Origin of the sequence: Stappia sediminis (assembly GCF_009826895.1) — a bacterium.
GTDB lineage: Bacteria > Pseudomonadota > Alphaproteobacteria > Rhizobiales > Stappiaceae > Hongsoonwoonella > Hongsoonwoonella sediminis.
The window spans coordinates 692509-715767 of the sequence record NZ_WUMV01000002.1 but is presented as its reverse complement, the minus strand read 5'-3'; the positions used below and the strand labels follow the sequence as shown (position 1 = coordinate 715767).

The 23259-nt window shown below is 58.7% G+C and carries 23 protein-coding genes; 11 read left to right on the top strand and 12 right to left on the bottom strand.

Annotated features, from left to right (window positions below):
- Positions 1-89: 89 nt before the first annotated feature.
- Entirely contained in the window at positions 90-713 is a 624-nt protein-coding gene (locus GR183_RS06780; RefSeq protein ID WP_160774805.1) for an invasion associated locus B family protein, read from the bottom strand.
- A 542-nt stretch (positions 714-1255) separates the two neighbouring features.
- Between GR183_RS06780 and GR183_RS06775 the strand changes: the two genes are divergently transcribed.
- The 4 genes from GR183_RS06775 to GR183_RS06760 all read left to right on the top strand — a co-directional run bounded on the left by GR183_RS06775 (position 1256) and on the right by GR183_RS06760 (position 6589).
- Positions 1256-3034: an extracellular solute-binding protein gene (locus GR183_RS06775; protein WP_202395896.1), complete on the top strand. Its 1779-nt coding sequence runs from the start codon at positions 1256-1258 to the stop codon at positions 3032-3034.
- A 5-nt stretch (positions 3035-3039) separates the two neighbouring features.
- Entirely contained in the window at positions 3040-4665 is a 1626-nt protein-coding gene (locus GR183_RS06770; protein WP_160774803.1) for an AMP-binding protein, read from the top strand.
- 5 nt (positions 4666-4670) lie between these two features.
- Entirely contained in the window at positions 4671-5861 is a 1191-nt protein-coding gene (locus GR183_RS06765; protein ID WP_160774802.1) for a hypothetical protein, read from the top strand.
- A gap of 65 nt (positions 5862-5926) precedes the next feature.
- Positions 5927-6589 (top strand): DsbA family oxidoreductase, encoded by a 663-nt coding sequence (locus tag GR183_RS06760; protein WP_160774801.1) that lies wholly within the window; start codon positions 5927-5929, stop codon positions 6587-6589.
- Between the two features lie 67 nt (positions 6590-6656).
- Here GR183_RS06760 and eno read toward each other — a convergent pair whose 3' ends face one another.
- From eno to kdsA, 3 genes are all read right to left on the bottom strand, one after another.
- Complete coding sequence (gene eno, locus GR183_RS06755; protein ID WP_160774800.1) at positions 6657-7931, bottom strand: phosphopyruvate hydratase; 1275 nt, start codon at positions 7929-7931, stop codon at positions 6657-6659.
- A gap of 95 nt (positions 7932-8026) precedes the next feature.
- Entirely contained in the window at positions 8027-9343 is a 1317-nt protein-coding gene (locus GR183_RS06750; protein WP_160774799.1) for a UDP-glucose dehydrogenase family protein, read from the bottom strand.
- 90 nt (positions 9344-9433) lie between these two features.
- Positions 9434-10282 (bottom strand): 3-deoxy-8-phosphooctulonate synthase, encoded by an 849-nt coding sequence (gene kdsA, locus GR183_RS06745; protein ID WP_160774798.1) that lies wholly within the window; start codon positions 10280-10282, stop codon positions 9434-9436.
- A 197-nt stretch (positions 10283-10479) separates the two neighbouring features.
- On the opposite strand from kdsA, the gene galU reads away from it, so the two are divergent.
- Positions 10480-11361, top strand: coding sequence for a UTP--glucose-1-phosphate uridylyltransferase GalU (galU, locus tag GR183_RS06740; protein WP_160774797.1), 882 nt, complete (start codon positions 10480-10482; stop codon positions 11359-11361).
- Positions 11362-11486: 125 nt separating this feature from the next.
- The gene (locus GR183_RS06735; protein ID WP_160774796.1) at positions 11487-11918 is read left to right on the top strand and encodes a DUF4864 domain-containing protein; all 432 of its coding nucleotides are present in this window, start codon (positions 11487-11489) and stop codon (positions 11916-11918) included.
- 31 nt (positions 11919-11949) lie between these two features.
- Here GR183_RS06735 and tgt read toward each other — a convergent pair whose 3' ends face one another.
- The 5 genes from tgt to coaD form a co-directional block, all read right to left on the bottom strand.
- Complete coding sequence (tgt, locus tag GR183_RS06730) at positions 11950-13113, bottom strand: tRNA guanosine(34) transglycosylase Tgt (RefSeq protein WP_160774795.1); 1164 nt, start codon at positions 13111-13113, stop codon at positions 11950-11952.
- Complete coding sequence (gene queA / locus GR183_RS06725) at positions 13110-14195, bottom strand: tRNA preQ1(34) S-adenosylmethionine ribosyltransferase-isomerase QueA (RefSeq protein WP_160774794.1); 1086 nt, start codon at positions 14193-14195, stop codon at positions 13110-13112. The genes tgt and queA overlap by 4 nt, the downstream gene beginning before the upstream one ends.
- Before the next feature lie 99 nt (positions 14196-14294).
- Positions 14295-14756 (bottom strand): peptidylprolyl isomerase, encoded by a 462-nt coding sequence (locus GR183_RS06720; RefSeq protein WP_446696952.1) that lies wholly within the window; start codon positions 14754-14756, stop codon positions 14295-14297.
- Between the two features lie 51 nt (positions 14757-14807).
- Entirely contained in the window at positions 14808-15347 is a 540-nt protein-coding gene (locus tag GR183_RS06715; RefSeq protein WP_376765752.1) for a peptidylprolyl isomerase, read from the bottom strand.
- Positions 15348-15404: 57 nt separating this feature from the next.
- Positions 15405-15905: a pantetheine-phosphate adenylyltransferase gene (gene coaD, locus GR183_RS06710; protein WP_160774792.1), complete on the bottom strand. Its 501-nt coding sequence runs from the start codon at positions 15903-15905 to the stop codon at positions 15405-15407.
- 140 nt (positions 15906-16045) lie between these two features.
- Here coaD and GR183_RS06705 point away from each other — a divergent pair, with 140 nt between their 5' ends.
- From GR183_RS06705 to GR183_RS06695, 3 genes are all read left to right on the top strand, one after another.
- Positions 16046-16336 (top strand): hypothetical protein, encoded by a 291-nt coding sequence (locus GR183_RS06705; protein ID WP_160774791.1) that lies wholly within the window; start codon positions 16046-16048, stop codon positions 16334-16336.
- A gap of 273 nt (positions 16337-16609) precedes the next feature.
- Complete coding sequence (locus GR183_RS06700) at positions 16610-16867, top strand: hypothetical protein (protein ID WP_160774790.1); 258 nt, start codon at positions 16610-16612, stop codon at positions 16865-16867.
- A 101-nt stretch (positions 16868-16968) separates the two neighbouring features.
- Positions 16969-17316 carry a hypothetical protein gene (locus GR183_RS06695; RefSeq protein ID WP_160774789.1) on the top strand — a complete coding sequence of 116 codons (348 nt, stop codon included), beginning with the start codon at positions 16969-16971 and terminating at the stop codon, positions 17314-17316.
- A gap of 110 nt (positions 17317-17426) precedes the next feature.
- Here the strand turns inward: GR183_RS06695 and gyrA are convergent, their stop codons facing one another.
- Entirely contained in the window at positions 17427-20132 is a 2706-nt protein-coding gene (gene gyrA, locus GR183_RS06690; protein ID WP_376765754.1) for a DNA gyrase subunit A, read from the bottom strand.
- A gap of 295 nt (positions 20133-20427) precedes the next feature.
- Between gyrA and GR183_RS06685 the strand changes: the two genes are divergently transcribed.
- Positions 20428-21066: a MarC family protein gene (locus GR183_RS06685; protein ID WP_160774787.1), complete on the top strand. Its 639-nt coding sequence runs from the start codon at positions 20428-20430 to the stop codon at positions 21064-21066.
- Positions 21067-21076: 10 nt separating this feature from the next.
- Here the strand turns inward: GR183_RS06685 and GR183_RS06680 are convergent, their stop codons facing one another.
- Positions 21077-21481, bottom strand: a complete 405-nt coding sequence (locus GR183_RS06680) for a hypothetical protein (RefSeq protein ID WP_244313627.1) — start codon at positions 21479-21481, stop codon at positions 21077-21079.
- 136 nt (positions 21482-21617) lie between these two features.
- On the opposite strand from GR183_RS06680, the gene GR183_RS06675 reads away from it, so the two are divergent.
- The gene (locus tag GR183_RS06675; RefSeq protein ID WP_160774786.1) at positions 21618-22568 is read left to right on the top strand and encodes a cation diffusion facilitator family transporter; all 951 of its coding nucleotides are present in this window, start codon (positions 21618-21620) and stop codon (positions 22566-22568) included.
- A 65-nt stretch (positions 22569-22633) separates the two neighbouring features.
- On the opposite strand, the gene GR183_RS06670 is transcribed toward GR183_RS06675, so the two are convergent.
- Positions 22634-23170, bottom strand: a complete 537-nt coding sequence (locus tag GR183_RS06670) for a single-stranded DNA-binding protein (protein ID WP_160774785.1) — start codon at positions 23168-23170, stop codon at positions 22634-22636.
- Positions 23171-23259: the final 89 nt, after the last annotated feature.

Sequence of the window (23259 nt, the reverse complement as noted above, 5' to 3'; positions counted from 1 at the left end):
CGGCTTCGCGCCACGGCAAACATAAAAAACGCCGCGAGAACATTGATCCCGCGGCGTTTCTTTTCTTCACAAGCTTGATTTCGGCGAAATCAGTTCCCGGTGACTTCCTTTTGCTTCTCGATCAGCTTCTGACGCGCTTCTTCCGCGCGCTTCTGCAATTCCGACTGAAGCTTCTGCTCGCGCTGCTGCAACGCTGCAGGGTCGATCGGCTCACCTTCATAGATCTTGGTAAAGCCAATCAGCGAAAGTTCGAAAGGCACAGGCTTCGCCTGCTGGTTCAGGGTCGTGAGCTTCAGCGCCCCGCCCTTCTTCATCGAACCAATAAAATTGTCGTCGACGACCAGCTCCGAATAGCATGCATTCGGGAAGCAAATGCCGTACTTCGCTTCGGTCTGCTTACCGCTGTCGACCTGGACCCTCAGACCCGGCTGAATAAGCATTCCCGGCGGCACTGCGATAAGCAGGGTCTTGCGTGCTTCGCCCGAAATCTCCCGAAGAGCTACGGATGCAAGGAATTGTCCCGTGTCGGTGCGCAATTCCTGGGTGATGAGGCAAACGTCCTTATTCGCCTTCGGATCCGTATTGCAAACCTTGATCCAAGGCGATTCCTCACCCGGCGTAACTTCCTGAGCCGCGGCACCGGTGACCATGCTGAGGCTGGCAATAGAACCCAGAGCCAATATCGCAAGTCCGCGCTTGAATTTCCTCGCCATACGAAGTCGTCCTCAATTCCTGTTTGCCATCTGGCATCTGTGCCGAATGGCCCCTTGGCTCGCAGCGGTATATATCGTCAATCTGCTGACCGTCGCCCCGCCACCCGTTTGATTTCGGATTGCGGCAAGACCTTGACCCTTTCGGCTCGAAGCTCGTATTTGGCGGCATCTTTACAAGGACCATACGAAAAATTCCAGCAGACAATCTGCCAGAACCGATCAACGATCCTTCAACGAGGCAAATGAGCAACGCTTCACAACACGTTTAAACAGGCGCCGTGGAGATCGGGCCTAACCGGTGTGCACCGGACCTGAAACGCAGTTTTTTTGCTTGCCGTTGCCGAATTCACGAGTGCCCTCTTTACCCGAATCGGCTTACCCGCCAAACCTCAACAGGTATGGTAACCTTAATAGAATGATTCTCCCGTAAGGCTTCCCGGATGGTCAGGTTTATGTCCCTTCGCCCAAGACCGCCTGTGAAAAAGCTGTCCTTGGCCTTGGCGCTTGCACTGTCGGCTGTCACGATCATTACAGCCCCGGCAATGTCGCAGGACGTGCCCGCGGTGCACGGGATTGCAATGCACGGCGATCCGGCCCTGCCAGAGGGTTTCGAATCGTTTCCCTATGCGGACCCGAATGCGCCCAAAGGCGGGCGCATCACCTATGGGGTCCAAGGCTCGTTCGATAGTCTCAACCAATTCGTCGTTCAGGGAGGAACGTCGTCAGCTCGCGGGGTTCGCGATTCGCGATACGGGGCGCTTGTGATCGAAAGCCTGCTGACACGGAATAACGATGAACCCTTTTCCCTATATGGCCTCCTCGCGGAAAGCGTTCGCTTGCCGGAATCACGCGAATGGATTGAATTCACGCTAAATCCGGATGCGAGATTTTCCGACGGGAAGCCTGTCACGGTCGAGGATGTGATATTTTCCTTCGATATTTTGAAGGAAAAAGGACGCCCGCATTTTCGCGCCCGTTATGAGCGTATCCGTTCCATCGAGAAGACGGGCCCCCGCTCGGTGCGCTTCACATTCGAAAACGGCGATGATCGAGAATTGCCCTTGTTGCTCGGGCTTTCTCCGATATTTGCAAGTCACACGATCGATCGGGACAGTTTCGACAAGAGCACGCTCGTGCCTCCCGTCGGGTCGGGACCATATGTAATCGAATCCGTGGAGCCTGGAACGCAAATCACCTTCCGGCGCGATCCGGATTATTGGGGCAAGGACGTTCCGGCCCAGCAAGGGCTCTATAATTTCGATGAGGTCAAAGTCGAATACTATCGGGATGAAAATTCTCTCCAGCAGGCGTTTCAGAAGGGGTTGGTTTCCGTTCTTCCGGTTAGCGATCCGGCAAGATGGAAGACCGGCTTCGATTTTCCCGCGGCTCAACGCGGCGATGTCGTACGCGACGCATTCGATCTGCGCACCCCGGCGGGAATGTACGGCTTCGTTTTCAATACCCGCCGGAACCTTTTCACCGATAAATCGGTGCGCAAAGCGCTAGCGATGCTTTTCGATTTCGAATGGGTGAACAGAAATCTCTACTACGGCCTTTACCGGAGAACGGCGGGCTACTTCGACAATTCCGTGCTGTCATCCATAGGCCGGCCGGCAAACGCAATCGAACGCTCCCTTCTGGAGCCGTTTCAGGACCAGATCGAACCCGAAGTCATGGAAGGAGAATGGCGGCCGACCGAAGCCGACGGCTCCGGCCGCGACCGCACGGTATTGCGCAAGGCCGTCGGCCTGTTGAAGCAGGCCGGCTACACGATCCGTGACGGCGTGATGGAGGATGGCGGCGGTGTACCGCTGGAGTTCGAGGTCCTGGTCGCATCCAAGGATCAGGAGCGCCTTGCATTGGCGTATCAACGCCTTTTGAAGCTTGTCGGCATCCGGACGTTCATCAGAACGGTGGATGCAGCGCAATACCAGCAGCGCCGCCAGGTCTTCGATTATGACATGGTGCTGAATTTCTGGCCGTCTTCCCTTTCTCCGGGCAACGAGCAGAACTATCGCTGGGGCAGTAAAGCTGCGAGTGCCGATGGCTCCTTCAACTTCGCAGGCGTTGAAAGCGATGCGGTCGACGCGATGATCGCGGCTTTGCTCGCTGCACGCACGCAGGAAGAATTCGTAGCGGCCGTTCGCGCCTTCGACCGGACCCTTGTTTCCGGCCACTATGTGGTTCCCCTGTTTCATGTCCCCGAAGAATGGATCGCTCGCTGGAATATTTACGAGCACCCCGAGCGATCGTCTGTAACGGGTGCGCAGTTGGAAGCCTGGTGGTCGGATACGGCCAAGGCCGAAAAGACAGGGGATTGAAGACGATGATCCTTACGTCTGAAGAGATCCTGAATGCAAATGCGAAAAGCGGCATATGGGGCAGAAATACGCTCGATACGCTTTTTCGAAGGGCAGCGTCGAAACATCCCGACCGGATTGCGCTTTGCGATGCGTCCGACCGTTTGGAATGGACAGGCGGCGCACCGCGGCAACTGACTTATCGCCAGGCCGATGAGGAAATATCCCGTATTGCAGGTTTTTTCGCGGCGGTCGGACTATCGGCGGATAATGTCGTTGGCCTCCACGCACCGAACACCGCAGACAGCGTCATCACTTTTCTGGCCGCATTGAGGGCGGGCCTGGTTGTCGCCCCCTTGCCGCTGCATTGGCGGCGCCGAGATGTCGTGAAGGCGTTGACGCGAGCGGGCGCAAAGGCGCTCGTTGCGGGCGATCGTGCCGAAAATCAGAAGATCGCGGATGATGCCCGGGAAACGGCAGCGGAACTTTTCAGCCTCCGGTTCGTTTTCGGAATTGGAAACGAGGTTCCCGACGGTTTGGTCGATATTGCCTCGGTATTGTCCGAGATGAACGGAGAAGACTTGCCGCCGCCCGATTTGCGCAGAGACAAAAACCCCGCCGATCACGTGGCCACACTCACATGGTCCAGATCGACCAGCGGAGAGCCTCTTCCCGTCGCACGGAGTCACAACCACTGGTTGGCGGCCGGTTTCATGCCATTTCTGGAAACCGGGCTCGCCGAAGAAGCAAAGATACTTTCCCCCTACCCGCTCACGGGCATGGTCGGAATAGGCGCCGGTCTCGTTCCCTGGCTCATGACGGGAGGTGAGCTTCATCTTCACCATCCAACGGCCCTCCGGACCCTGGCAGACCATGCGGACAGGATCGAAGCGGACTACATATTGTGTCCGGGAGCGCTTGTGGCGGCTTTGGAGCGCAAGCTTAATACCGCCGAGGGAAAAATCGTTTCGGTCTGGAGCGGGAATGCGCCGCACCCTGCCCCACTCACAACGAACAGAGCCCTTTACGATCTTCATGTGGCCGATGAATTCGCGATGATCGCGCTCAGTCGCGGTGCCAGTGCGCTTCCGCGCGCCATTCCTTCAGGGCCCGTCGGAGCACCGTCCGGCGCGGATAATCCTCCAGTCCTCGTCGAGGTCGGCATTGATGACGAGACCTTGCCGAACACGCTAAAGGTTCGCGGTCCCATGGTGGCTGGCTGCCCATGGCCGGCGAGCAAGGTGCATATTCCTTGCGACAAGGCCGGATATGTAGATACGCTCGTTCCCGTCCGGCGAGCTGAAAACGGCATCACTGGACTTGGAATCCCCGGCAAGGCCGCCCCCGGTGCGGGACCGCTACAGCTTCTTGATTCGCTATATTCATCTTTTCCGGGTCTGACGGATGCCGCCGCCTTTCTCGTCGAGGACGCGATACTTGGAGCCCGTCTCTACGCCGCGCTTGTGCCGGAACGCGGTACACTCCTCGATACCGAAGGTTTTTTCGCTTACCTCGATGCGGAAGGTGTCGGCCTTGCGGAAATCCCCAATCGGGTGCTTTCGCTGCCGGCCATACCGAGGGCTGACGGAGGAAAGGTGGACAGGGACGCTCTGGCTGCGCGCATTCACAAGCTCAGGGCCGCTGTCGCGTGAAATAGATGCAACTTTGCGATTTCCGTTACTGCGTTATCTGTGCGGATCATGGCCTGCTCCCAAAGCTCTATGGCGCTTTCCGCGAAGAGGTTTTACCGGCCTTCGTCGATGACGTTGAAGGGCTTCTGGCTCTTTTTGCATCTTCACGCCTGCCTGATGCCGCCCTTGTCGTAAGTACCGGCTCTCCCGGTGAGAGTGAATTGATCGAGCGCCTCCGAAAGGAGCTTCGCGGCCTGTCGATCGAAATTCCGCTGATTGTGATGCTCGCGAAATCGGGGATGCTACCGTCCTTACTTCGTCCTGCCGCCGTGTTGGGGCGCGGATTTCCCCTGCCAAACCTTCAGACCAGGCTTGCCGATGTCGCGAGACTGACCCGGCGGATAGAGGAGGCGCGGCTTCGGCGCAAGGTCTTCGGCCCGCTACGGAACATGTACGAAAGGCCGCCGGGTCTGCTCGCCGACGCCGGCTTCCTGATTGTCGGCAACGGGCGAAGGTTCGCTTCGATCCAGGCCGCAAATCGCGACCGAATAAAACTTGTCGGCGCATTCACCTCGGATATGGCTGACTATTATCTTTCGGAAGCGCCATTCCTGGCGGTGATGATCGATTCCGACGTGGAAACGGCTCAGGAACAGATCCTCAGGCTGCGCGCCGATCCGCGCCATGTGACATTGCCTGTTATAGCGGCTGCATCGGATACGAATGACGCTACGGATTTATATCTTGCCGGCGCGACTGACGTGATCGTTGAACCTCGTGGCGAGGCTGAGCTCGCCGCCCGCCTGGCCTTTGCAGCCCGAACGGGAGTTCGTCGGAGGCTTGCCAACCTGTGGTTTTCGACATTTCGTGATCGTTTCTTGATTGATGAGCAGTGGCTTCCTATCGACCCTTTAACTTTCGAGACCTATCTGAACTGTTCGGAGAAGATGGCGCGCAAGCGAGGTATAGAGCTGCAAGTGATCTGGCTCGAAGAGCTTGCGCAAGGTCTACTCCGGGAAACCGGGCAGGTTGCCCAAAGTGCCGACAAGCCGCTGGCCACAAGGTTGGCGTCTGCCGCTACATTGGTTTCACGCGATGAAGACCTTGTGGTGGAGGTAACGGGGCGCGGGCCGGTCGCGGTTGTCCACGGAGCGGCAGCGGCAGAACGGGTCGGTGAGCGGGTCAAGGCTTTCGCCCGCACCACACGGTTCGGCTGACGGTATCGATTTTATCAGGAAATAGGACGCCTCGATGCGGTACGCTCGTGGCGGGAAGGCATAAAATGAACGAAGAGCAAACGATCGTCATCGACGTAGTATCGGATGTGATGTGTCCATGGTGCTTCATCGGCAAGAAACGCCTGGAGAGTGCGCTCAGGGAAATTCCGGAAATTCCCGTGGCCGTGCGCTGGCGGCCTTTCCAGCTGGATGCCACTCTGCCGCATGAAGGCAAGGACCGGCAGGCCTATCTGAACGACAAGTTCGGTGGGCGCGAACGTGCGGCGGAAATATATAGCAGGATCAAATCAGCAGGCGCTGGCGACGGCATCGATTTTCAATTCGATAAGATCACCAAATCGCCGAACACGCTCGATTGCCACAGGCTCATACTATGGGCACGGGCGGACGGGCTCGAAGACAAGGCGGTTCAACGCCTTTTCGAGATGTATTTTCTGGAAGGCGTGGATCTGTCGGTAACAGAGAATCTTGTCGCGGTGGCACGTGAGATCGGGATGGATGCGGAACGTGTTGCCGAGCGGCTTGCCACCGATGAAGACCTCGACCGCATCAAGACAGAAATCGAAAGCGCGCATCAGATGGGTGTTAACGGCGTGCCATGCGTAATCATAGATGAGCGCTTTGCGCTGATGGGGGCGGAGACGCCGGAAACCATCGTTGCTGCGATCAAGCATGCGAAGGAAACGAAACCGGGCGCCGCCGCCTGAATATCAAAACCTGATCAATAAAAAAGGCGGCCGGGAGCCGCCTTTTTTGCGTCAATGCGCTCTTTTCCTACCCGCGCAAGATCGACCGTCCCGCATAGCGGGCCTGGGGGCCGAGCTCTTCTTCGATACGGATAAGCTGATTGTACTTCGCTAGCCTGTCCGAGCGGGCAAGCGAGCCGGTCTTTATCTGGCCGCAGTTCGTCGCCACGGCCAGATCCGCAATCGTGGCATCTTCGGTTTCGCCGGAACGGTGGGACATGACGGCCGTGTAGCCGGCCTTGTGGGCAGTCTCCACAGCATCCAGCGTTTCCGTGAGCGACCCTATCTGGTTGACCTTCACGAGAATGGAATTGGCGACACCTTTCGCGATGCCGTCGCGCAAGCGCGCGGAGTTCGTGACGAACAGGTCGTCGCCCACGAGCTGACATTTGTCTCCGGCAAGATCGGTTACCGCCTTCCAGCCATCCCAGTCGTCCTCGGCCATCCCATCCTCAACGGAGATGATGGGATAGCGCGATACGAGATCGTCCAGATACTTGGCCATCTCTTCCGGCCCGAGCTGCTTGCCCTCACCGTCGAGATGATACTTGCCATCCTTGAAGAATTCCGTGGATGCCGCGTCAAGCGCGAGAAACATATCCTCGCCGGGCTTGTAGCCCGCCTTTTCGATCGCCTTCATCACGAAACCGATTGCGGCATCTGTCGATTCAAGGTTCGGCGCGAAACCGCCTTCGTCCCCGACGTTCGTATTGTGGCCAGCATCCTTCAGCGCTTTCTTTAGCGTGTGAAAGACTTCCGCTCCCATCCGCACGGCTTCTTTGAGCGAGGGCGCTCCGACCGGCATGATCATGAACTCCTGAAAGTCGATCGGATTGTCCGCATGCGCCCCGCCGTTGATGATGTTCATCATCGGCACGGGCAGAACACGTGCGTTTGTGCCACCAACGTATCGGTAGAGCGGAAGTCCAGATGCCTGTGCGGCGGCTTTCGCGGTCGCAAGCGAAACGCCCAGAATGGCATTCGCCCCGAGGCGAGATTTATTTTCCGTCCCGTCGAGAGACGCCATTGCCTCGTCGATCTGGATCTGATCTTCGGCATCAAGCCCGCCAATCGCGTCGAATATCTCTCCATTTACCGCCTGAACGGCCTGCTCCACGCCTTTGCCGAGGTAGCGCGAGCCTCCGTCCCGAAGCTCCACGGCCTCATGCGCACCGGTCGACGCGCCGGAAGGAACGGCCGCCCTTCCCTGCGATCCGTCTTCCAGAAGAACTTCGACCTCGACTGTGGGGTTTCCCCGACTATCCAGAATTTCGCGGCCGATGATGTCGACGATTGCCGTCATTTGGTCTCCCTTTCCGGACGCCCGCTTGTGCGGGCGCCACCGTCTTCCTTTGATGCAAAAATCATTCGCAGCGCGGCTGCGACTGTGATTGAAAATCACTCGGGCTCGCTCGCGCGCCCTATGCCTGAATAGTTGAGGCCTGCCTTGTTGAATTCCTCCGGCCGCCAGATATTCCTCATATCGATAACAGCCTTACCGCGCATGCGATCCGCCAGCGTTTGCGGCGACAGGCCCCGATAGACATTCCATTCCGTGAGAACGGCAAGGGCGTCCGCTCCATCGGCCACATCATACGGCGCATCGCACCATTTTACGCCGGGGAGAAGAGGCTCGGCCTGTTCGCGCGCCTCCGGATCATGCACGCGCACTTCGACGCCCGCAGCCTGCAGGGCGGGAACGATCGCCAAAGAAGGGGCATCGCGCACATCGTCCGTATTCGGCTTGAACGCGATTCCCAATATGCCGACTGTCTTGCCGACCGGATCAGGACCTAGCGCTCTCAGGACACGGTCCGCCATGGCCCGCTTTCTTTCTTCGTTGACCGACATTGTCGTTTCAATCAGGCGAAGGGGCGCCTCATACTTGCGCGCCGTCGCGGCAAGGGCGGACGTGTCCTTGGGAAAGCACGAACCCCCATAGCCCGGCCCGGCATGAAGGAACTTGGATCCGATACGATTGTCGAGCCCGATGGCGCTTGCGACCTTTTGCACGTCACCGCCAACTTTCTCGCAAAGATCCGCCATCTCGTTGATGAATGTAATCTTCATCGCCAGGAATGCGTTGGAGGCGTATTTTATCAGTTCGGCATTTTCCAGCGTCGTTGTCACGATCGGCGTTTCGCGAAGGAACAGCGGGCGGTAGAGCTGGCGAAGCACATCGGCACCACGCTCGTCCTTAACCCCGGCGACAACGCGGTCCGGGCGCATGAAATCTTCGATCGCCGAACCTTCACGCAGGAATTCGGGATTGGATGCGATCGAGAAATCCATATCGGGACGCTCTTCGGCGATGATCGCGGCGACCTTTCGGCATGTGCCGACCACAACCGTCGACTTGATCACGACCGTGGTACCGGGCTTCATGGATTTCGCGATGCGGCGAGCCGCCTCGAAAACATAGGTAAGATCCGCCTCTCCGTCGCCCCTGCGCGACGGCGTTCCGACGGCAATGAAGACAACATCGGACCGAGAGACGGCACTTTCGAAGTCTGTCGTGAAGGAAAGGCGGCCTTCTGCGAAATTTCTCTCGATCAATGTATCGAGGCCGGGTTCGAAAATCGGCACCTCGAGGTTGTTGAGCCGCTCGATCTTGCCCTCGTCAATGTCGACGCAGGTGACGTCGAAGCCGAACTCGGAAAAACAAACCCCCGAAACGAGGCCGACATAGCCCGTGCCGATCATCGTTATTCGCATGGTGGTATTACCATCCCTGGTTGGAACTTCGCTTCAGTGCCTGATCCGGTCTTGAGATGAAGACGGCTTTGCGCGTGCTATGTTACAGGTTTATGCCGTTTGCGCCTTAACGACGGCATCTATGGCCTTCAGTTCTTTCAGAAGCGCGCCGAGCTGTTTTACCGGCACCATGTTCGGGCCGTCGGAAGGCGCGTTGTCGGGATCGTCATGCGTTTCGATGAAAAGCCCCGCCACACCGACTGCGACCGCAGCTCGAGCGAGAACCGGCACGAATTCCCGGTCGCCCCCTGTCGAGCCTCCCTGTCCGCCCGGCTGCTGGACCGAATGGGTGGCATCGAACACGACCGGCGCACCCGTGCGTGCCATGATCGGCAGGGAACGCATATCCGAAACAAGCGTGTTATAACCGAAGGAAGCTCCGCGTTCCGTCAGAAGGACATTCGGGTTGCCGCTGTCGACAACCTTGGCCAGCACGTTTTTCATGTCCCATGGCGCCAGGAACTGCCCCTTCTTGACGTTCACGACGCGTCCCGTTTGCGCCGCCGCAACGAGCAGATCCGTCTGACGGCAAAGAAAGGCGGGAATTTGCAGGATGTCGACGGTTTCCGCGACCTTGGCGCATTGTTCCGGGAGGTGAACATCCGTCAACACCGGCATCGAGTACCGTTCGCGCACCTCGGCAAAAACCGGCAGAGCCGCATCGAGCCCGAGACCGCGACGCCCTCCAAGGCTCGTGCGGTTCGCCTTGTCGAAGGACGTCTTGAAAACGACCGGAATACCGAGGCCGGCGCAAATCTCCTTCACCGCGGCGGCCATTTCAAGCGCATGCTCGCGGCTCTCCATCTGGCAGGGTCCGGCGATCAGGGAAAAGGGCAATCGATTATCGAAAGGGACGCCGCCGACCTCGACACGCTTGTTGCAGTTTCGCGGTTCGCTCATGGTGCGCTCCCAAGACGATGAAATTCCTGCCTGCGTGCATACAGCCAGCGGCATCTCGCTGCAACCGATCGAAACCGGCGCATTAAGCTGAATTTCAAAATGATCCCCTTATTGTCGCCGATTTTTATGCGGACTAAATCAAATTGCGCCATGCTAAATGGGATAAGAGATTCATACCACTAAGGAGCAGCGTGTTCATGGCCTTCAAACGCATTCGCAAGGCGGTCCTGCCCGTTGCCGGTCTTGGTACTCGTTTTCTTCCGGCCACCAAGGCCGTGCCGAAGGAAATGCTGACGATCGTGGACCGGCCCATCATCCAGTATGTGGTGGATGAGGCCCGCGAAGCCGGCATAGAGCACATCGTATTCGTCACCGGGCGCAACAAGCACGTCATCGAAGATCATTTCGATATCGCCTACGAACTCGAAGATACCCTTCGCGAACGCAACAAGACGGCGGCGTTGGAGATTTTGGACAAGATTCGTCCGTCACCGGGAACCACGAGCTTCACCCGCCAGCAGGAACCGCTGGGCCTCGGCCACGCGATCTGGTGCGCGCGCGACCTCATCGGCAATGAGCCATTCGCCGTTCTGCTGCCGGATGTTCTCATCAAGGCGGGTCGAGGCTGCCTTAAACAGATGGTCGACCTTTACGACGAAACCGGCGGCAACGTGATCGCGGTGGAAGAAGTTCCTGAAGACCAAACACAGAGCTACGGCATCGTGAAAGTCAACGGTAATGCCAACTCTGCCGTGGTCGATATCAACGGCATGGTGGAAAAGCCCGCTCCGGGAACAGCGCCGTCAAACCTCATCATCACCGGGCGCTACATCCTGCAGCCGGAAATCTTCGACCTGATCGCGGAGCAGGAAAAGGGAGCCGGAGGCGAAATCCAGCTTACCGACGCGATGATTTCACTGATGCAGAACCAGTCCTTCAAAGGCCTGCGTTTCGAGGGAGAAAGCTACGACTGCGGCTCCAAAGCCGGATTCCTTTCCGCAAATATCGCGTTCGCGATGGACGATGAAGTCCTTGCGGGCGAAGTTCGCCCTCTGCTCGAGGGAATTTTGGCGAAATAGCGGGCTAGCGCGAGCATTGACAGCAAGGGCGGGACAAGCTGTCACGAAACAATGTGCCTGGAGTGATTCATCCATTTCGTCTTTTTGGCGTATCATCAGCCATGGATTCGAAATGGAGGGTGCCGATGTTTCGAACCGGGTGGATTGCATTTGTGTCGCTCATGGTCGCCGCTGCCTTGTTGATGCTGGCAGCGCCGGCGGTCGCGGATGAGCGCAGTGCGGAATTCCAGAAGATCATCACAAGCCAGATAAAGGCTTTTCGTGCGGATGACGGCGAACTGGCCTTTTCCTTTGCCGCGCCAATCATCCGGCAGCGCTTTCAGCGCCCCGACGTTTTTCTGCAGATGGTCCGCCAGGGATACCGTCCTGTCTATCGTCCCAAATCCGTAAGCTTCGGCCGGATGAAGGAAACACCGATCGGCCCATCGCAGGAGGTCTGGATCATTGACCGAAATGACGATGCGTGGAGGGCCGTATACACCTTCGAACAGCAGCCGGACGGGAGCTGGAAAATTTCCGGCTGCTACCTGACCCGCGATAAGGGCGAAGCGGTCTGACGGGATCGGCGTACACGTCGACCAGCTTCAATCATCGTGATGCGAAAGGCGGTATATCCCCCTTCGCCCAGTCTGCGCGCGTTCTTGCCCTGAATTCTTCGAAGGTTTGCGCCTCGATAGCATCGCGTATGCCCTGCATAAGCTGCTGATAATAGGCCAGATTGTTCCAGGTCAGCAGCATCGCGGCCAGCCCTTCGCCCGCCTTTACGAGGTGATGGAGATAGGCACGGGAATACCGGTTGCTCGCTTCGCAAGGCGACGTTTCGTCAAGTGGGCGCGGATCATCCGCATGCCTTGCGTTCTTCAGATTGACCTTCCCGTATCGCGTATAGGCCAGCCCATGCCTGCCGGCTCGCGTCGGCAGGACGCAATCGAACTGGTCTATCCCGCGCGCCACACTTTCCAGAATATCTTCAGGCGTGCCAACACCCATAAGGTAGCGCGGCTTGTCCGCGGGCATTGCCGGAGTGGTGATCTCCAGCGTCTTCAGCATCACCTCCTGCGGCTCGCCGACAGCAAGCCCACCAACGGAATAACCCTCGAACGGCATTTGAGAAAGCATTCCGGCTGACTCCAGACGCAACTCGGGATCCGTGCCGCCCTGCACGATCCCGTAAAGTGCCTGGCCCCTTCCAGGCCCCCCCATTGCCTCGAACTGCACGCGGGAGCGTTCCGCCCACCGGAGGCTAAGGCGCATCGCACGTTCCGCTTCCTCGCGCGGGGCCGGCAATGCGATGCATTCGTCGAGCTGCATCTGGATGTCGGATCCCAGAAGCTGCTGGATCTCGATCGAACGCTCCGGCGTCATCTCGATCTTCTGCCCGTCTACATGGCTTTGGAAGGTAACGCCTTTTTCGCTCAGCTTTCGAAGTTGAGCGAGCGACATCACCTGAAAGCCGCCAGAGTCGGTCAGGATCGTGTGCGGCCAGTTCATGAATTTATGGAGCCCGCCCAGCCTCGCCACACGCTCGGCAGTTGGGCGAAGCATGAGATGATAGGTGTTTCCAAGAACCACGTCCGAGCCCAATTCCCGGACCTGATCGGGGTACATCGCCTTTACGGTGGCTTGCGTTCCAACCGGCATGAAGGCGGGCGTACGGACCGTTCCATGAGGCGTGCGGATTTCCCCTCGCCGGGCCATGCCGTCAGTCGCGATCAGGCGAAAGGAAAAGGGAGCGTTATCGTTGTTCGTCATTGGCCGTCATCGGGAAAGAGAAGCGAAGCATCGCCATAGGAATAGAAGCGATAGCCGGTTTCGATTGCATGTTCATAGGCTGCGCGCATCGTCCCAAGGCCGCTGAAGGCGGAAACGAGCATGAAGAGCGTCGATCTCGGCAGGTGAAAGTTCGTAATGAGCGCGTCTATCGCCCGGAATTTGTAGCCTGGCGTAATGAAAATCCGTGTTTCACCGGAAAATTCCTGCAACGCACCGGTTTCCTGTGCAGCACTTTCGAGGATCCTGAGGCTCGTCGTCCCCACGGAAACGATTTTTCCGCCACGCGCCCGAACCGAGCGAAGCGCCTCAGCGGTTTCTCGCGAGACTTCGCCCCACTCGCCATGCATTCGGTGTGCATCCGTATCATCTGCCTTGACAGGCAGAAATGTACCGGCACCGACGTGCAAGGTGACGGTATGCCGTTCGATCCCCCGCGCATCGAGCGCATCAATCAGCCCCTGCGTGAAATGCAACCCGGCTGTCGGGGCTGCGACAGCACCGTCCTTGTCTGCGAAGATGGTCTGATAGTCGGTCCGGTCCTGCTCGTCGTCCGGACGTTTTGCCGCGATATATGGCGGCAACGGAATATGGCCGACAGCGGCGATGGCTTCGTCTAGATCCGGTCCGGCAAGGTCGAAAACGAGGAGCACCTCCCCACCTTCTCCCTTTTCCGCGACTGTCGCGTCGAGAGACCCAAGAAGACAGGCTCCGGGATCGGAACCGAAGCGAATTCGGTCACCCGCAGTGAGTTTTTTCGCAGGACGGACGAACGCACGCCAGCGGTCGGCCCCTTCCCGCATATGCAGCGTCGCGCCGATGCGCGCCGTGACGCCTTCACGTTCGCGAACGCCCTCCAGCTGGGCCGGAATGACTTTCGTGTCGTTGAAGACAAGCGCATCGCCCGGCTCGAGGAGGTTCGGGAGATCCTTCACGCCCATATCCGAGAATGGAGCCGCGTTGCCCGGGCGAACGACCAGCATTCGCGCGGAATCGCGCGGCCGCGCCGGGCGCAATGCGATCCGCTCTTGTGGCAGTTCGAAATCGAAAAGGTCGACACGCATGGGCTGATCCGTAATTGGAGTGTCGCCTGATAACGAAAAGAGCCACGGACGGCAATCCGTCCGTGGCTCGAATGCTGTATCTTTCGCAGTCGGTCGCGATCAGGCGTCGGCCGCGACCTTCAGCGACGTGATCGTATCGGGATCGCGTACAGGTTCGCCGCGCTTGATCTGGTCGACGTTTTCCATTCCTTCGATCACCTGCCCCCAGACGGTGTACTGACTGTCGAGCCAGGGAGCGTCCTCAAAACAGATGAAAAACTGGCTGTCACCGGAATTCGGGTCCATGGCACGCGCCATGGAGACGGTGCCGCGCTTGTGCTTTTCCTGGGAAAACTCTGCCTTTAGTTTCTTGCCCGATCCACCGGTGCCCGTCCCGTGAGGGCAACCTGTCTGGGCCATGAACCCATCGATCACGCGATGAAAGACGACACCGTCATAAAAGCCATCGCGCACCAGTTCCTTGATGCGCTCGACATGGCCAGGCGCAAGATCCGGCCGCATTTCAATAACGACGGATCCCTTGGAGGTTTCCATCAGCAACGTGTTTTCCGGATCCTTGATCTCGGCCATCGGAATTCCCTTTCTTTTTTCGTTTACTGCGCTCGCAATGCTTCAGCCGGCATCGGCGGCAACCTGCATTTTGATGATCTTGTCCGGATCCTGCGGCGGCTCTCCGCGCTTGATCGTGTCAATATGTTCCATTCCACCGACCACTTCGCCCCAGACCGTATATTTGCCGTTCAGGAAGTCGCCTGGTGCGAACATGATGAAGAACTGGGAATTCGCGCTATCGGGATCACGTGCCCGGGCCATGCCGACGGTTCCGCGTTCGAACGGCACGTCGGAAAATTCGGCCGGAATATCCGCCAGATCCGAACCTCCGGTTCCTGTGCCAGTAGGATCACCCGTCTGCGCCATGAAACCGTCGATCACGCGGTGAAAGACAATACCGTCGTAAAACCCTTCACGCGTCAGTTTCTTGATCTGCTCGACGTGTTTCGGCGCGACCTCCGGCAAGAGGCGGATCGTCACGCGCCCATCCTTGAGATCCATGTAGATCGTGTTTTCAGGATCGAGATCCTGCGCGGAAACGGCGAGCGAAAGAACGGCAGCCAGTCCGAATGCCGCCAATGCGGATAAATAGCGTAACAAGGGGGATCTCCTGTTGAATCTGTGACGCGGCCGAAGGCGGGAAAACGCGATTCCCGTCTATTGAGCGAGCTTGTCGGCCATGCGTCTTGCGACGGATTGCGGAACGAAGTGGCTTATATCTCCGTTCATGAATGCGATCTGCCGGACCAGCGTGGCGGTGATATGGCGAACGTCAGGCGAGGCAGGGAGAAATACGGTCTGCACCTCTGGCGCCATGGTGCCGTTCATGCCGGCCATCTGCATTTCGTAATCAAGGTCGGTTCCGTCCCGCAGCCCGCGAATGAGGAACGACGCCCCATGATCTCGCGCAGAATCGATCACCAGGTTGTTGAACGCGACGACCTTGATCCTTTCCGCATTCCCGGTGCCGAATGCGCCGCTGGCGACCTCCTTGATCATCTCCACCCGTTCCTCAAAGGAGAACAGGGGCTTCTTGCCGGGATGAACGCCAATTGCCACGACAACGGTATCCGCAAGCCCGAGCGCGTGCCGCAGCAGGTCGAGGTGTCCGTTCGTGACGGGATCGAAGGATCCGGGGTAAAGCGCGATACGATTCATGTTGTTCTGTCTAACCGTAGCGGCGAGGCGATACAAGCGCTGCGATGAGCGGCTTGTGGCAATTTCGCAACGCGCAAACCTTTTATTTGCACGGCAACACAAAGCTGTTAGTATTCGCGACTATAACAAGGGAGGCACAAATGCTGAGTGCCGTCGGTCGTTGGAGTTTGATCCTAGCTTCGGCTTTCGCCGCATTGATTCTGGCTGTTGTCAGCACGAATCAAGGCGTCGAAACGAATGTCGCGAAGAAGGGTGATCGTGCCGTGCCGCTTGTTCATGTCGCGTGCAAAGACATTGTCGTCACCGACGCGACGAAAGGGTGCGACCATATCGCGAAGCCTGTCGGGCAGGAACAGAACACGGCCTATGTCACCGAGGCAAAGACCTTCGGCCAGACAACCGTTCTGGTACGTACAAAACTTGAAGAGTAATCCGTATACCTGACCGCGGATTACACGGATATGCGGCGGTGTGGCTCCCCGACACACCGCCGCACTTCATTTTAAATCAATTGGATAGCTTGATCGATTTCTACCCCCTCGCAACGATCCATGGTTGACACCAAAGACGTTCACGAAATGATTACCAGAGCGCCTGCGAATACCGATTGAAACGTTGCGTCAACTACCCAATTCCTCTCCATGAGCACGCTGTACAGAAGTCTCTTGCCGGCTGCTTTCGTCGCTTGGTGCGGCGCCACATTCATGCTCATCGGTCTTATGGTCGGCTTCTCAACCTATGCCGAAGGCATGGCCGCATCGTTCGGCAGGCCGGAAATTACGAAAAACACCTCCGAGGCCGTTTTGCTCCAGAGCGAATGCGAAGGCGTGATTTTCCGTGACGAGGACCCCGGCTGTTTCGCGATCGGACGGCCCGCAACAACGGCCGAATCGACCGGCGAGCGAACCGTCGGATTGATCCTTGTCGACTTCCTCGCCAAAGGTCGCTTCAGACCAGGATAGGCAATCACGCAACCTGTGACGTCTGTCACTGAATAAATACGGGGGACGGGAGATTGTGGGCTCATCGGTAATCGCAAATCGCGATGCAGGGAGAAATATTGATGACCTCGCTTCCGTCCTACGCAACTTTCACCTTTCCCCGGCTCAAGGAACTGACGATCGCCACCGCTGCCGCTTTGTTGATGGTTGCAGGGGCTGCAATCGTCGCCGACACAGCCTTTTCGGACAATCCAGTTACGGCAGCACCGGTCAAGACGCTCGCAAAGGCCGACAGGCTCGATAGCAAGCTTCCCGGCTCCTGCCATGGCCAGGCTTGGGGCGACTGGTCGCCCGAGTGCCTGAGCGCGCTTGCCGGAAACTCGGCCGGCACACCGATCCGCACCGTCACAATCGAGACCCGCAATGCCAAGCAGGCTACTTCCACACTGATGCGAGTGGCTTCGCGCTGATACCGAACGCGCCGGGCCTGCAGGGAAGAAATCGGTTAGAACGAAAAAGGCGCAGCCGAATTTCAGTTCGGCGCGCCTTTTCTTTTTTCTAAATCACTGACAGATCGGTTTTATTCAACTTCACCGTTATCATCGCCGTTGGATGTTGGCGCGTCACCGTCAACGCTTCCGTCTTCGCCGCTGAGCTCGATTTCTTCCTCGGCGTCCACATCGGAAACGCGCTCCACGGCGACGACTTTCTCGTCCTCAGCCGTGTTGAAAACGATCACGCCTTGCGTGGAACGACCGGCGATACGAATTCCATCGACCGGGCACCGTATAAGCTGGCCACCGTTCGTCACCAGCATGATCTGGTTGTCGTCCTCCACCGGGAAAGAGGCCACGAGCGGGCCGTTTCGCGGATTGACGGCCATCGCGACGATGCCCTTGCCGCCACGCCCCGTCGTCCGATACTCGAAGGACGACGTGCGTTTTCCATACCCGTTTTCCGAAAGCGTGAGGATGATCTGCTCGATCGCACTCATCGCGACGTAACGGCTTTCGGAAAGTTCGCCATTGGAAACGCCCTCTTCGACTTCGGCCGCCGTTTCTTCCGTTTCGCCACGCATCAACCGCCGGCGCTTGAGATAGGCGGAACGCTCCTCAGCGCTCGCATCGAAGTGGTGGATCACCGACATGGAGATTACGGTATCGTCCTGCGCGAGCGCGATGCCCCTGACACCGACGGAGTTTCGGCCGGCAAAGACGCGCACCTCCGTCACGGGGAAGCGTATGCACTGGCCCGCCGCCGTCGTCAGCAGGACGTCGTCGTTTTCCGTGCATGTCTCGACGCCGACGATTCCGTCGCCATCCTCGAGCTTCATGGCGATCTTGCCGTTCTTGTTGATCTGCACGAAGTCCGAAAGCTTGTTCCTGCGCACCGTGCCACGGCGCGTCGCGAACATGACATGCAGGTTATCCCAGCTTGCCTCGTCCTCCGGCAGCGGCATGATGGAGGTGATCTGCTCGCCCGCTTCCAGCGGCAGCAGGTTTATCAACGCCTTGCCACGCGACGTCGGCCCACCGATCGGCAAACGCCAGACCTTCAGCTTGTAGGCAATGCCACGCGAGGAAAAGAACAGGACCGGCGTATGGGTATTTGCCACGAAGAGGCGTGTGACGAAATCCTCGTCCTTCGTCGACATGCCCGAGCGCCCCTTTCCGCCCCGGCGCTGGGCGCGGTAGGTGTCAAGCGGCACGCGCTTGATGTAGCCAGCGTGGCTGACGGTGACGACCATGTCCTCGCGCTGGATCAGGTCCTCGTCCTCGAGGTCCGCCCCGCCTTCCATAAGTTCCGTTCGGCGCGGGGTGGCGAACTCGTCACGCACCGCGGTGAGTTCGTTGCGGACGATTTCCTGGATCTTGGCACGGGAACGAAGGGTTTCCAGGTATTCCTTGATCTCGTCGCCGAGCTTGTTCAGCTCGTCGGCGATTTCGTCGCGTCCGAGGGCCGTGAGGCGTTGCAGGCGAAGTTCGAGAATCGCGCGAGCCTGCTCTTCGGAGAGCTTGTATGTGCCGTCGTCCGCCACGCGGTGGCGCGGATCGTCGATCAGCATGACGAGCGGCGCAACGTCCTTCGCCGGCCAATTCCGCTCCATCAACTGGGCGCGGGCGGTTGCAGGATCGGGCGCGGTGCGGATCAGGTGAATGACCTCATCGATATTGGCGACCGCGATCGCCAGGCCGACGAGGACATGCGCCCTGTCGCGCGCCTTGGCGAGCAGGAAACGCGTGCGCCTCTGGACCACATCCTCGCGAAAGTGGATGAACGCCTGAAGCATGTCCTTCAGGCCGAGCTGCTCCGGCCGTCCGCCGTTCAGCGCCACCATGTTGGCGCCGAAGCTCGTCTGCAGGGGCGAGAAGCGGTAAAGTTGGTTGAGAACGACGTCGGAAACCGCGTCACGCTTGAGTTCCACCACGACACGCATGCCGTCACGGTCGGACTCGTCGCGCAGGTCGGCGATACCCTCGATGCGCTTGTCGCGCACGAGGTCGGCGATCTTCTCGATCATCGACGCCTTGTTCACCTGATAGGGAATCTCGGTGATGATCAGCGCTTCGCGATCCTTGCGCACCTCTTCCACATGCACTCGGCCGCGCATCAGGATGGAGCCGCGAGACATCTCATAGGCGGAACGGATGCCCGAGCGGCCGAGCACGATGCCGCCGGTCGGGAAATCGGGACCTGGAACGATCTGCATGAGATCTTCAAGCGTGATCCCGGGGTCCTCCATCACGGCGATGGCTGCGTCGATCACTTCGCCCAGATTATGCGGCGGGATGTTCGTCGCCATGCCGACCGCGATGCCGCCGGCGCCATTGACGAGAAGGTTCGGAAACCGCGCCGGGAGAACGACCGGCTCGCTCTCGGAGTTATCATAATTTTCCTGGAAATCGACTGTATCCTTGTCGATATCCTCCAGCAGGCTGTGCGCGGGCTTCGCCAGACGCACCTCGGTATAACGCATGGCGGCAGGCGGGTCGCCGTCCACGGAACCGAAGTTGCCCTGCCCGTCGACGAGCGGCAGGCGAAGCGAAAAATTCTGCGCCATGCGCACGAGCGCGTCGTAGATCGCGCTGTCGCCATGCGGGTGATATTTACCCATCACGTCGCCGACGACGCGGGACGATTTCTTGTAGGCCTTGTTCCAGTCGTAGCCATTCTCGTGCATCGAGTAGAGGATACGGCGGTGCACGGGCTTCAGGCCGTCACGGACATCCGGCAGCGCACGGCTGACGATCACGCTCATGGCGTAATCGAGATAGCTGCGCTTCATCTCGTCGGTGATCGACACCGCGCGGATATCGGACGGCAGACCACCTGACGGCGGGTTTGTATCCTGATCTGACAAGGAAGTTTCTCGTGTCTGATGGAAGGTTGGCAATTTATAGCCGATTCCGCTTTTCGCGACAAATCCTGAGCCACAGTTTCGGTCGTAATTTTCTCAACAAACACAAGGTCTTACAGATGCAGCCTCAGAATGTGTGCATAGTTTGGCGGCGCGCCACCGCGAACTGAGCTCACGAGCCTGTTATAGATTGTTCAGCGCACCACGATTCGAGGGCCGTTTCATGCTTTCCGACTACCTTTTGAACGCCTTCGCCACGCTCTTCGTGACGATCGATCCGGTCGGTCTTGCGCCCATGTTCCTGGCCGTCACGGCGGGTGCCGATACCCATCAAAGGCGAAAGATCGCGGTACAGGCGACGCTGATCGGCGGCGGCATACTTCTGGTCTTCCTCGTGGCGGGAAAAAGCGTCTTGAAGACGCTTGGCATATCGGTCCCCGCCTTTCAGATAGCGGGCGGCCTGCTGCTTCTGATCATCGCCGTGGAGATGGTCTTCGAAAAGCGGCAAAAGCGGAAATCGGAATCTGCGGAAAAGGCAATGGCCGGACACCCGGAAGACCTGCATGGCGTTGCGGTCTTTCCCCTCGGAATTCCGCTGATTTCCGGCCCGGCGGCGATCAGCGCCGTCATCCTCCTGAGCTCGGAAGCCGATGACGCGATCGCCTATACGGGTCTCATCGCCGTAGTGCTGGTGATCGTCGGAAGTTGCCTTCTTTCCTTCCTGCTCGCATCCAGGATCGACAAGATGCTGGGCGAAACCGCGAGCATGGTGATCACGCGGCTGCTGGGCGTGTTGCTGGCGGCCCTTTCCGTGCAGTTCATCGCCGACGGCATCGCCAGTTTCGTGAAAACCGCCATTTAGCAGCAAGTGTTCAGTCGTGCGGCAGGTCGAGCTTCAGCGTCTTGCCGCCAAGGCCGTGCACCTTGTCGTTGGCCCGGATTTCCACGAATGTCACGCCTTCCGGGATTTGAACGCCGGTGAGCGAGCGCGTGAAGGGCTGCTCGGTGACATGCGGATGCAGAAGGATGCGCTCGCCAAGCACTATGCCGTCCGGAGCAATGATATCGAACCGGTCTGCGTAATGCTCCCATCCCTCGTCCGCGTGGCTGACCGTGACATCGAACCGCCAGACCCCCTCGCCCGTCCGCGTTGCCTTCGCATCGACGATATCCGCCTCGCCCGCGGCGGCTGAACCCGCGCCGATCAAAGCCATCAGGCCGGCGAGCACCGGCAATATCCCCATCCGATAAGACTGCTTTATGCTCGTTGAGATCATCTGGCGTGCTCCGTTGTCTTGCGGCTTCATTTTCCACCGGCAGAGCGCGTGAGTAAGGCCAGCCGGATCAAAGCTTTGTTATCGGTGCGGAAATCGGCAAGACTGATCGTGATGCGAACAAGCTGAAAGGCGGGACATGGCTGGACACGGCTCAAAGAAGGTAATCATCGCGGCCCTTGCCGGCAACGCATTGATTGCGATTACGAAATTCGCCGCTGCCGCCTATACGGGTTCGTCGGCCATGCTTTCGGAAGGCATCCACTCTCTGGTGGATACCGGCAATCAGGGCCTGCTGCTACACGGCATGAAGAAAGCCAAGCAACCCGCTGATGACAAACATCCTTTCGGCTATGGATCTGAGATCTATTTCTGGGCGTTCGTCGTCGCGATCCTGATTTTCGCCGTCGGAGCCGGCGTGTCGATCTACGAAGGAATCCAAAAGGTCCTTCACCCGCACCCCGTGGAAAGCCCCTACGTCGCCTATATCGTTCTTGGGCTTGCCATGATGTTCGAAGCGGTTGCCTGGTGGATCGCCTACAAGGAATTCAGCGTCATTCGCGGCAAGCGCGGCCTGCTGGAGGCCGTGCGCGAATCCAAGGATCCGACCGTTTTCACCGTGCTTTTCGAGGACACGGCGGCCATGCTCGGCCTTGTCGTCGCCTTCGCCGGCCTGCTTTGCGTCCAGTATCTCGGTCTTGCATGGATGGACGGCGTGGCATCCATCGTCATCGGTCTGATCCTTGCCGGCGCCGCGGCGCTTCTTGCCTATGAAACCAAAGGGCTTCTGGTGGGCGAAGCCGCGGATCCGGACGTCACCAACGCCGTGCGCGCCATCGTCGAGGCCACGCCCACGGTCTCGCGCATGAACGAACTCCGCACGCTACATCGCGGACCGCAGGACGTGCTTCTGGCGCTTTCCATCGACTTTGAGGACAATCTCACCGTCGGCAAGGTGGAAGAGGCGATCTATGCGCTCGAAATCGCCATCAAGGAGCGCTTCCCGATCGTCAAGCGCATCTTCATAGAAGTGCAGGCGACCCGGCATCACGAAGAAATGCTGGCGGCGGAAAAAGCGCCCAACCATTAAGAACGGGGCCATTTCGGCCCCGTTTCGTCATCGCGTCATTCAGTTAAATTCGCTTTGCGACAACCTCAGAACGGAATTTCGTCGTCCATTCCGCCGCCAAAGCCGCCACTTTGGCCGCCAGCGCCACCGCCGCCCTGGCCTCCGCCGTATCCGCCGCCCGAGCCTCCACCGCTCTGGCCGCCGTATCCGCCGCCTCCTCCGCCACCGGAGGAATAGCCGCCGCCGTAGTCGCCCCCGCCACCGCCTTCACCGCGCCCGTCGAGCATGGTGAGCGTGGAGTTGAAGCCCTGGAGGACGATTTCGGTCGAATATTTGTCCTGGCCCGACTGGTCCTGCCACTTGCGGGTCTGGAGCTGGCCTTCGATGTAAACCTTGGAGCCTTTTTTCAGGTAGTTTTCGGCAACCTTGGCAAGGCCCTCGTTGAAGATCACGACGCGGTGCCATTCCGTCTTTTCCCGGCGCTCGCCGGTATTGCGGTCACGCCAGTTTTCGGACGTCGCGATGCGCAGGTTCACGACCGGACGGCCATCCTGCATGCGGCGCACTTCCGGATCGGCTCCGAGGTTGCCGATGAGGATCACCTTGTTAACGCTTCCCGCCATGTCGCCTCTCCTGCGATTTCGCATTGTTCCGATATTGACCGATCGCGGTGCCGATACCAGATTTCGGGATCAGCCTAGACCCCAACCGT

Bases quoted from the DNA above. Each gene is read 5' to 3' on its own strand.
- GR183_RS06780 (WP_160774805.1), bottom strand. From the start codon at position 713: ATGGCGAGGAAATTCAAGCGCGGACTTGCGATATTGGCTCTGGGTTCT.
- GR183_RS06775 (WP_202395896.1), top strand. From the start codon at position 1,256: ATGTCGCAGGACGTGCCCGCGGTGCACGGGATTGCAATGCACGGCGAT.
- GR183_RS06770 (WP_160774803.1), top strand. From the start codon at position 3,040: ATGATCCTTACGTCTGAAGAGATCCTGAATGCAAATGCGAAAAGCGGC.
- GR183_RS06765 (WP_160774802.1), top strand. From the start codon at position 4,671: ATGCAACTTTGCGATTTCCGTTACTGCGTTATCTGTGCGGATCATGGC.
- GR183_RS06760 (WP_160774801.1), top strand. From the start codon at position 5,927: ATGAACGAAGAGCAAACGATCGTCATCGACGTAGTATCGGATGTGATG.
- eno (WP_160774800.1), bottom strand. From the start codon at position 7,931: ATGACGGCAATCGTCGACATCATCGGCCGCGAAATTCTGGATAGTCGG.
- GR183_RS06750 (WP_160774799.1), bottom strand. From the start codon at position 9,343: ATGCGAATAACGATGATCGGCACGGGCTATGTCGGCCTCGTTTCGGGG.
- kdsA (WP_160774798.1), bottom strand. From the start codon at position 10,282: ATGAGCGAACCGCGAAACTGCAACAAGCGTGTCGAGGTCGGCGGCGTC.
- galU (WP_160774797.1), top strand. From the start codon at position 10,480: ATGGCCTTCAAACGCATTCGCAAGGCGGTCCTGCCCGTTGCCGGTCTT.
- GR183_RS06735 (WP_160774796.1), top strand. From the start codon at position 11,487: ATGTTTCGAACCGGGTGGATTGCATTTGTGTCGCTCATGGTCGCCGCT.
- tgt (WP_160774795.1), bottom strand. From the start codon at position 13,113: ATGACGAACAACGATAACGCTCCCTTTTCCTTTCGCCTGATCGCGACT.
- queA (WP_160774794.1), bottom strand. From the start codon at position 14,195: ATGCGTGTCGACCTTTTCGATTTCGAACTGCCACAAGAGCGGATCGCA.
- coaD (WP_160774792.1), bottom strand. From the start codon at position 15,905: ATGAATCGTATCGCGCTTTACCCCGGATCCTTCGATCCCGTCACGAAC.
- GR183_RS06705 (WP_160774791.1), top strand. From the start codon at position 16,046: ATGCTGAGTGCCGTCGGTCGTTGGAGTTTGATCCTAGCTTCGGCTTTC.
- GR183_RS06700 (WP_160774790.1), top strand. From the start codon at position 16,610: ATGCTCATCGGTCTTATGGTCGGCTTCTCAACCTATGCCGAAGGCATG.
- GR183_RS06695 (WP_160774789.1), top strand. From the start codon at position 16,969: ATGACCTCGCTTCCGTCCTACGCAACTTTCACCTTTCCCCGGCTCAAG.
- gyrA (WP_376765754.1), bottom strand. From the start codon at position 20,132: ATGAAGCGCAGCTATCTCGATTACGCCATGAGCGTGATCGTCAGCCGT.
- GR183_RS06685 (WP_160774787.1), top strand. From the start codon at position 20,428: ATGCTTTCCGACTACCTTTTGAACGCCTTCGCCACGCTCTTCGTGACG.
- GR183_RS06680 (WP_244313627.1), bottom strand. From the start codon at position 21,481: ATGATCTCAACGAGCATAAAGCAGTCTTATCGGATGGGGATATTGCCG.
- GR183_RS06675 (WP_160774786.1), top strand. From the start codon at position 21,618: ATGGCTGGACACGGCTCAAAGAAGGTAATCATCGCGGCCCTTGCCGGC.
- GR183_RS06670 (WP_160774785.1), bottom strand. From the start codon at position 23,170: ATGGCGGGAAGCGTTAACAAGGTGATCCTCATCGGCAACCTCGGAGCC.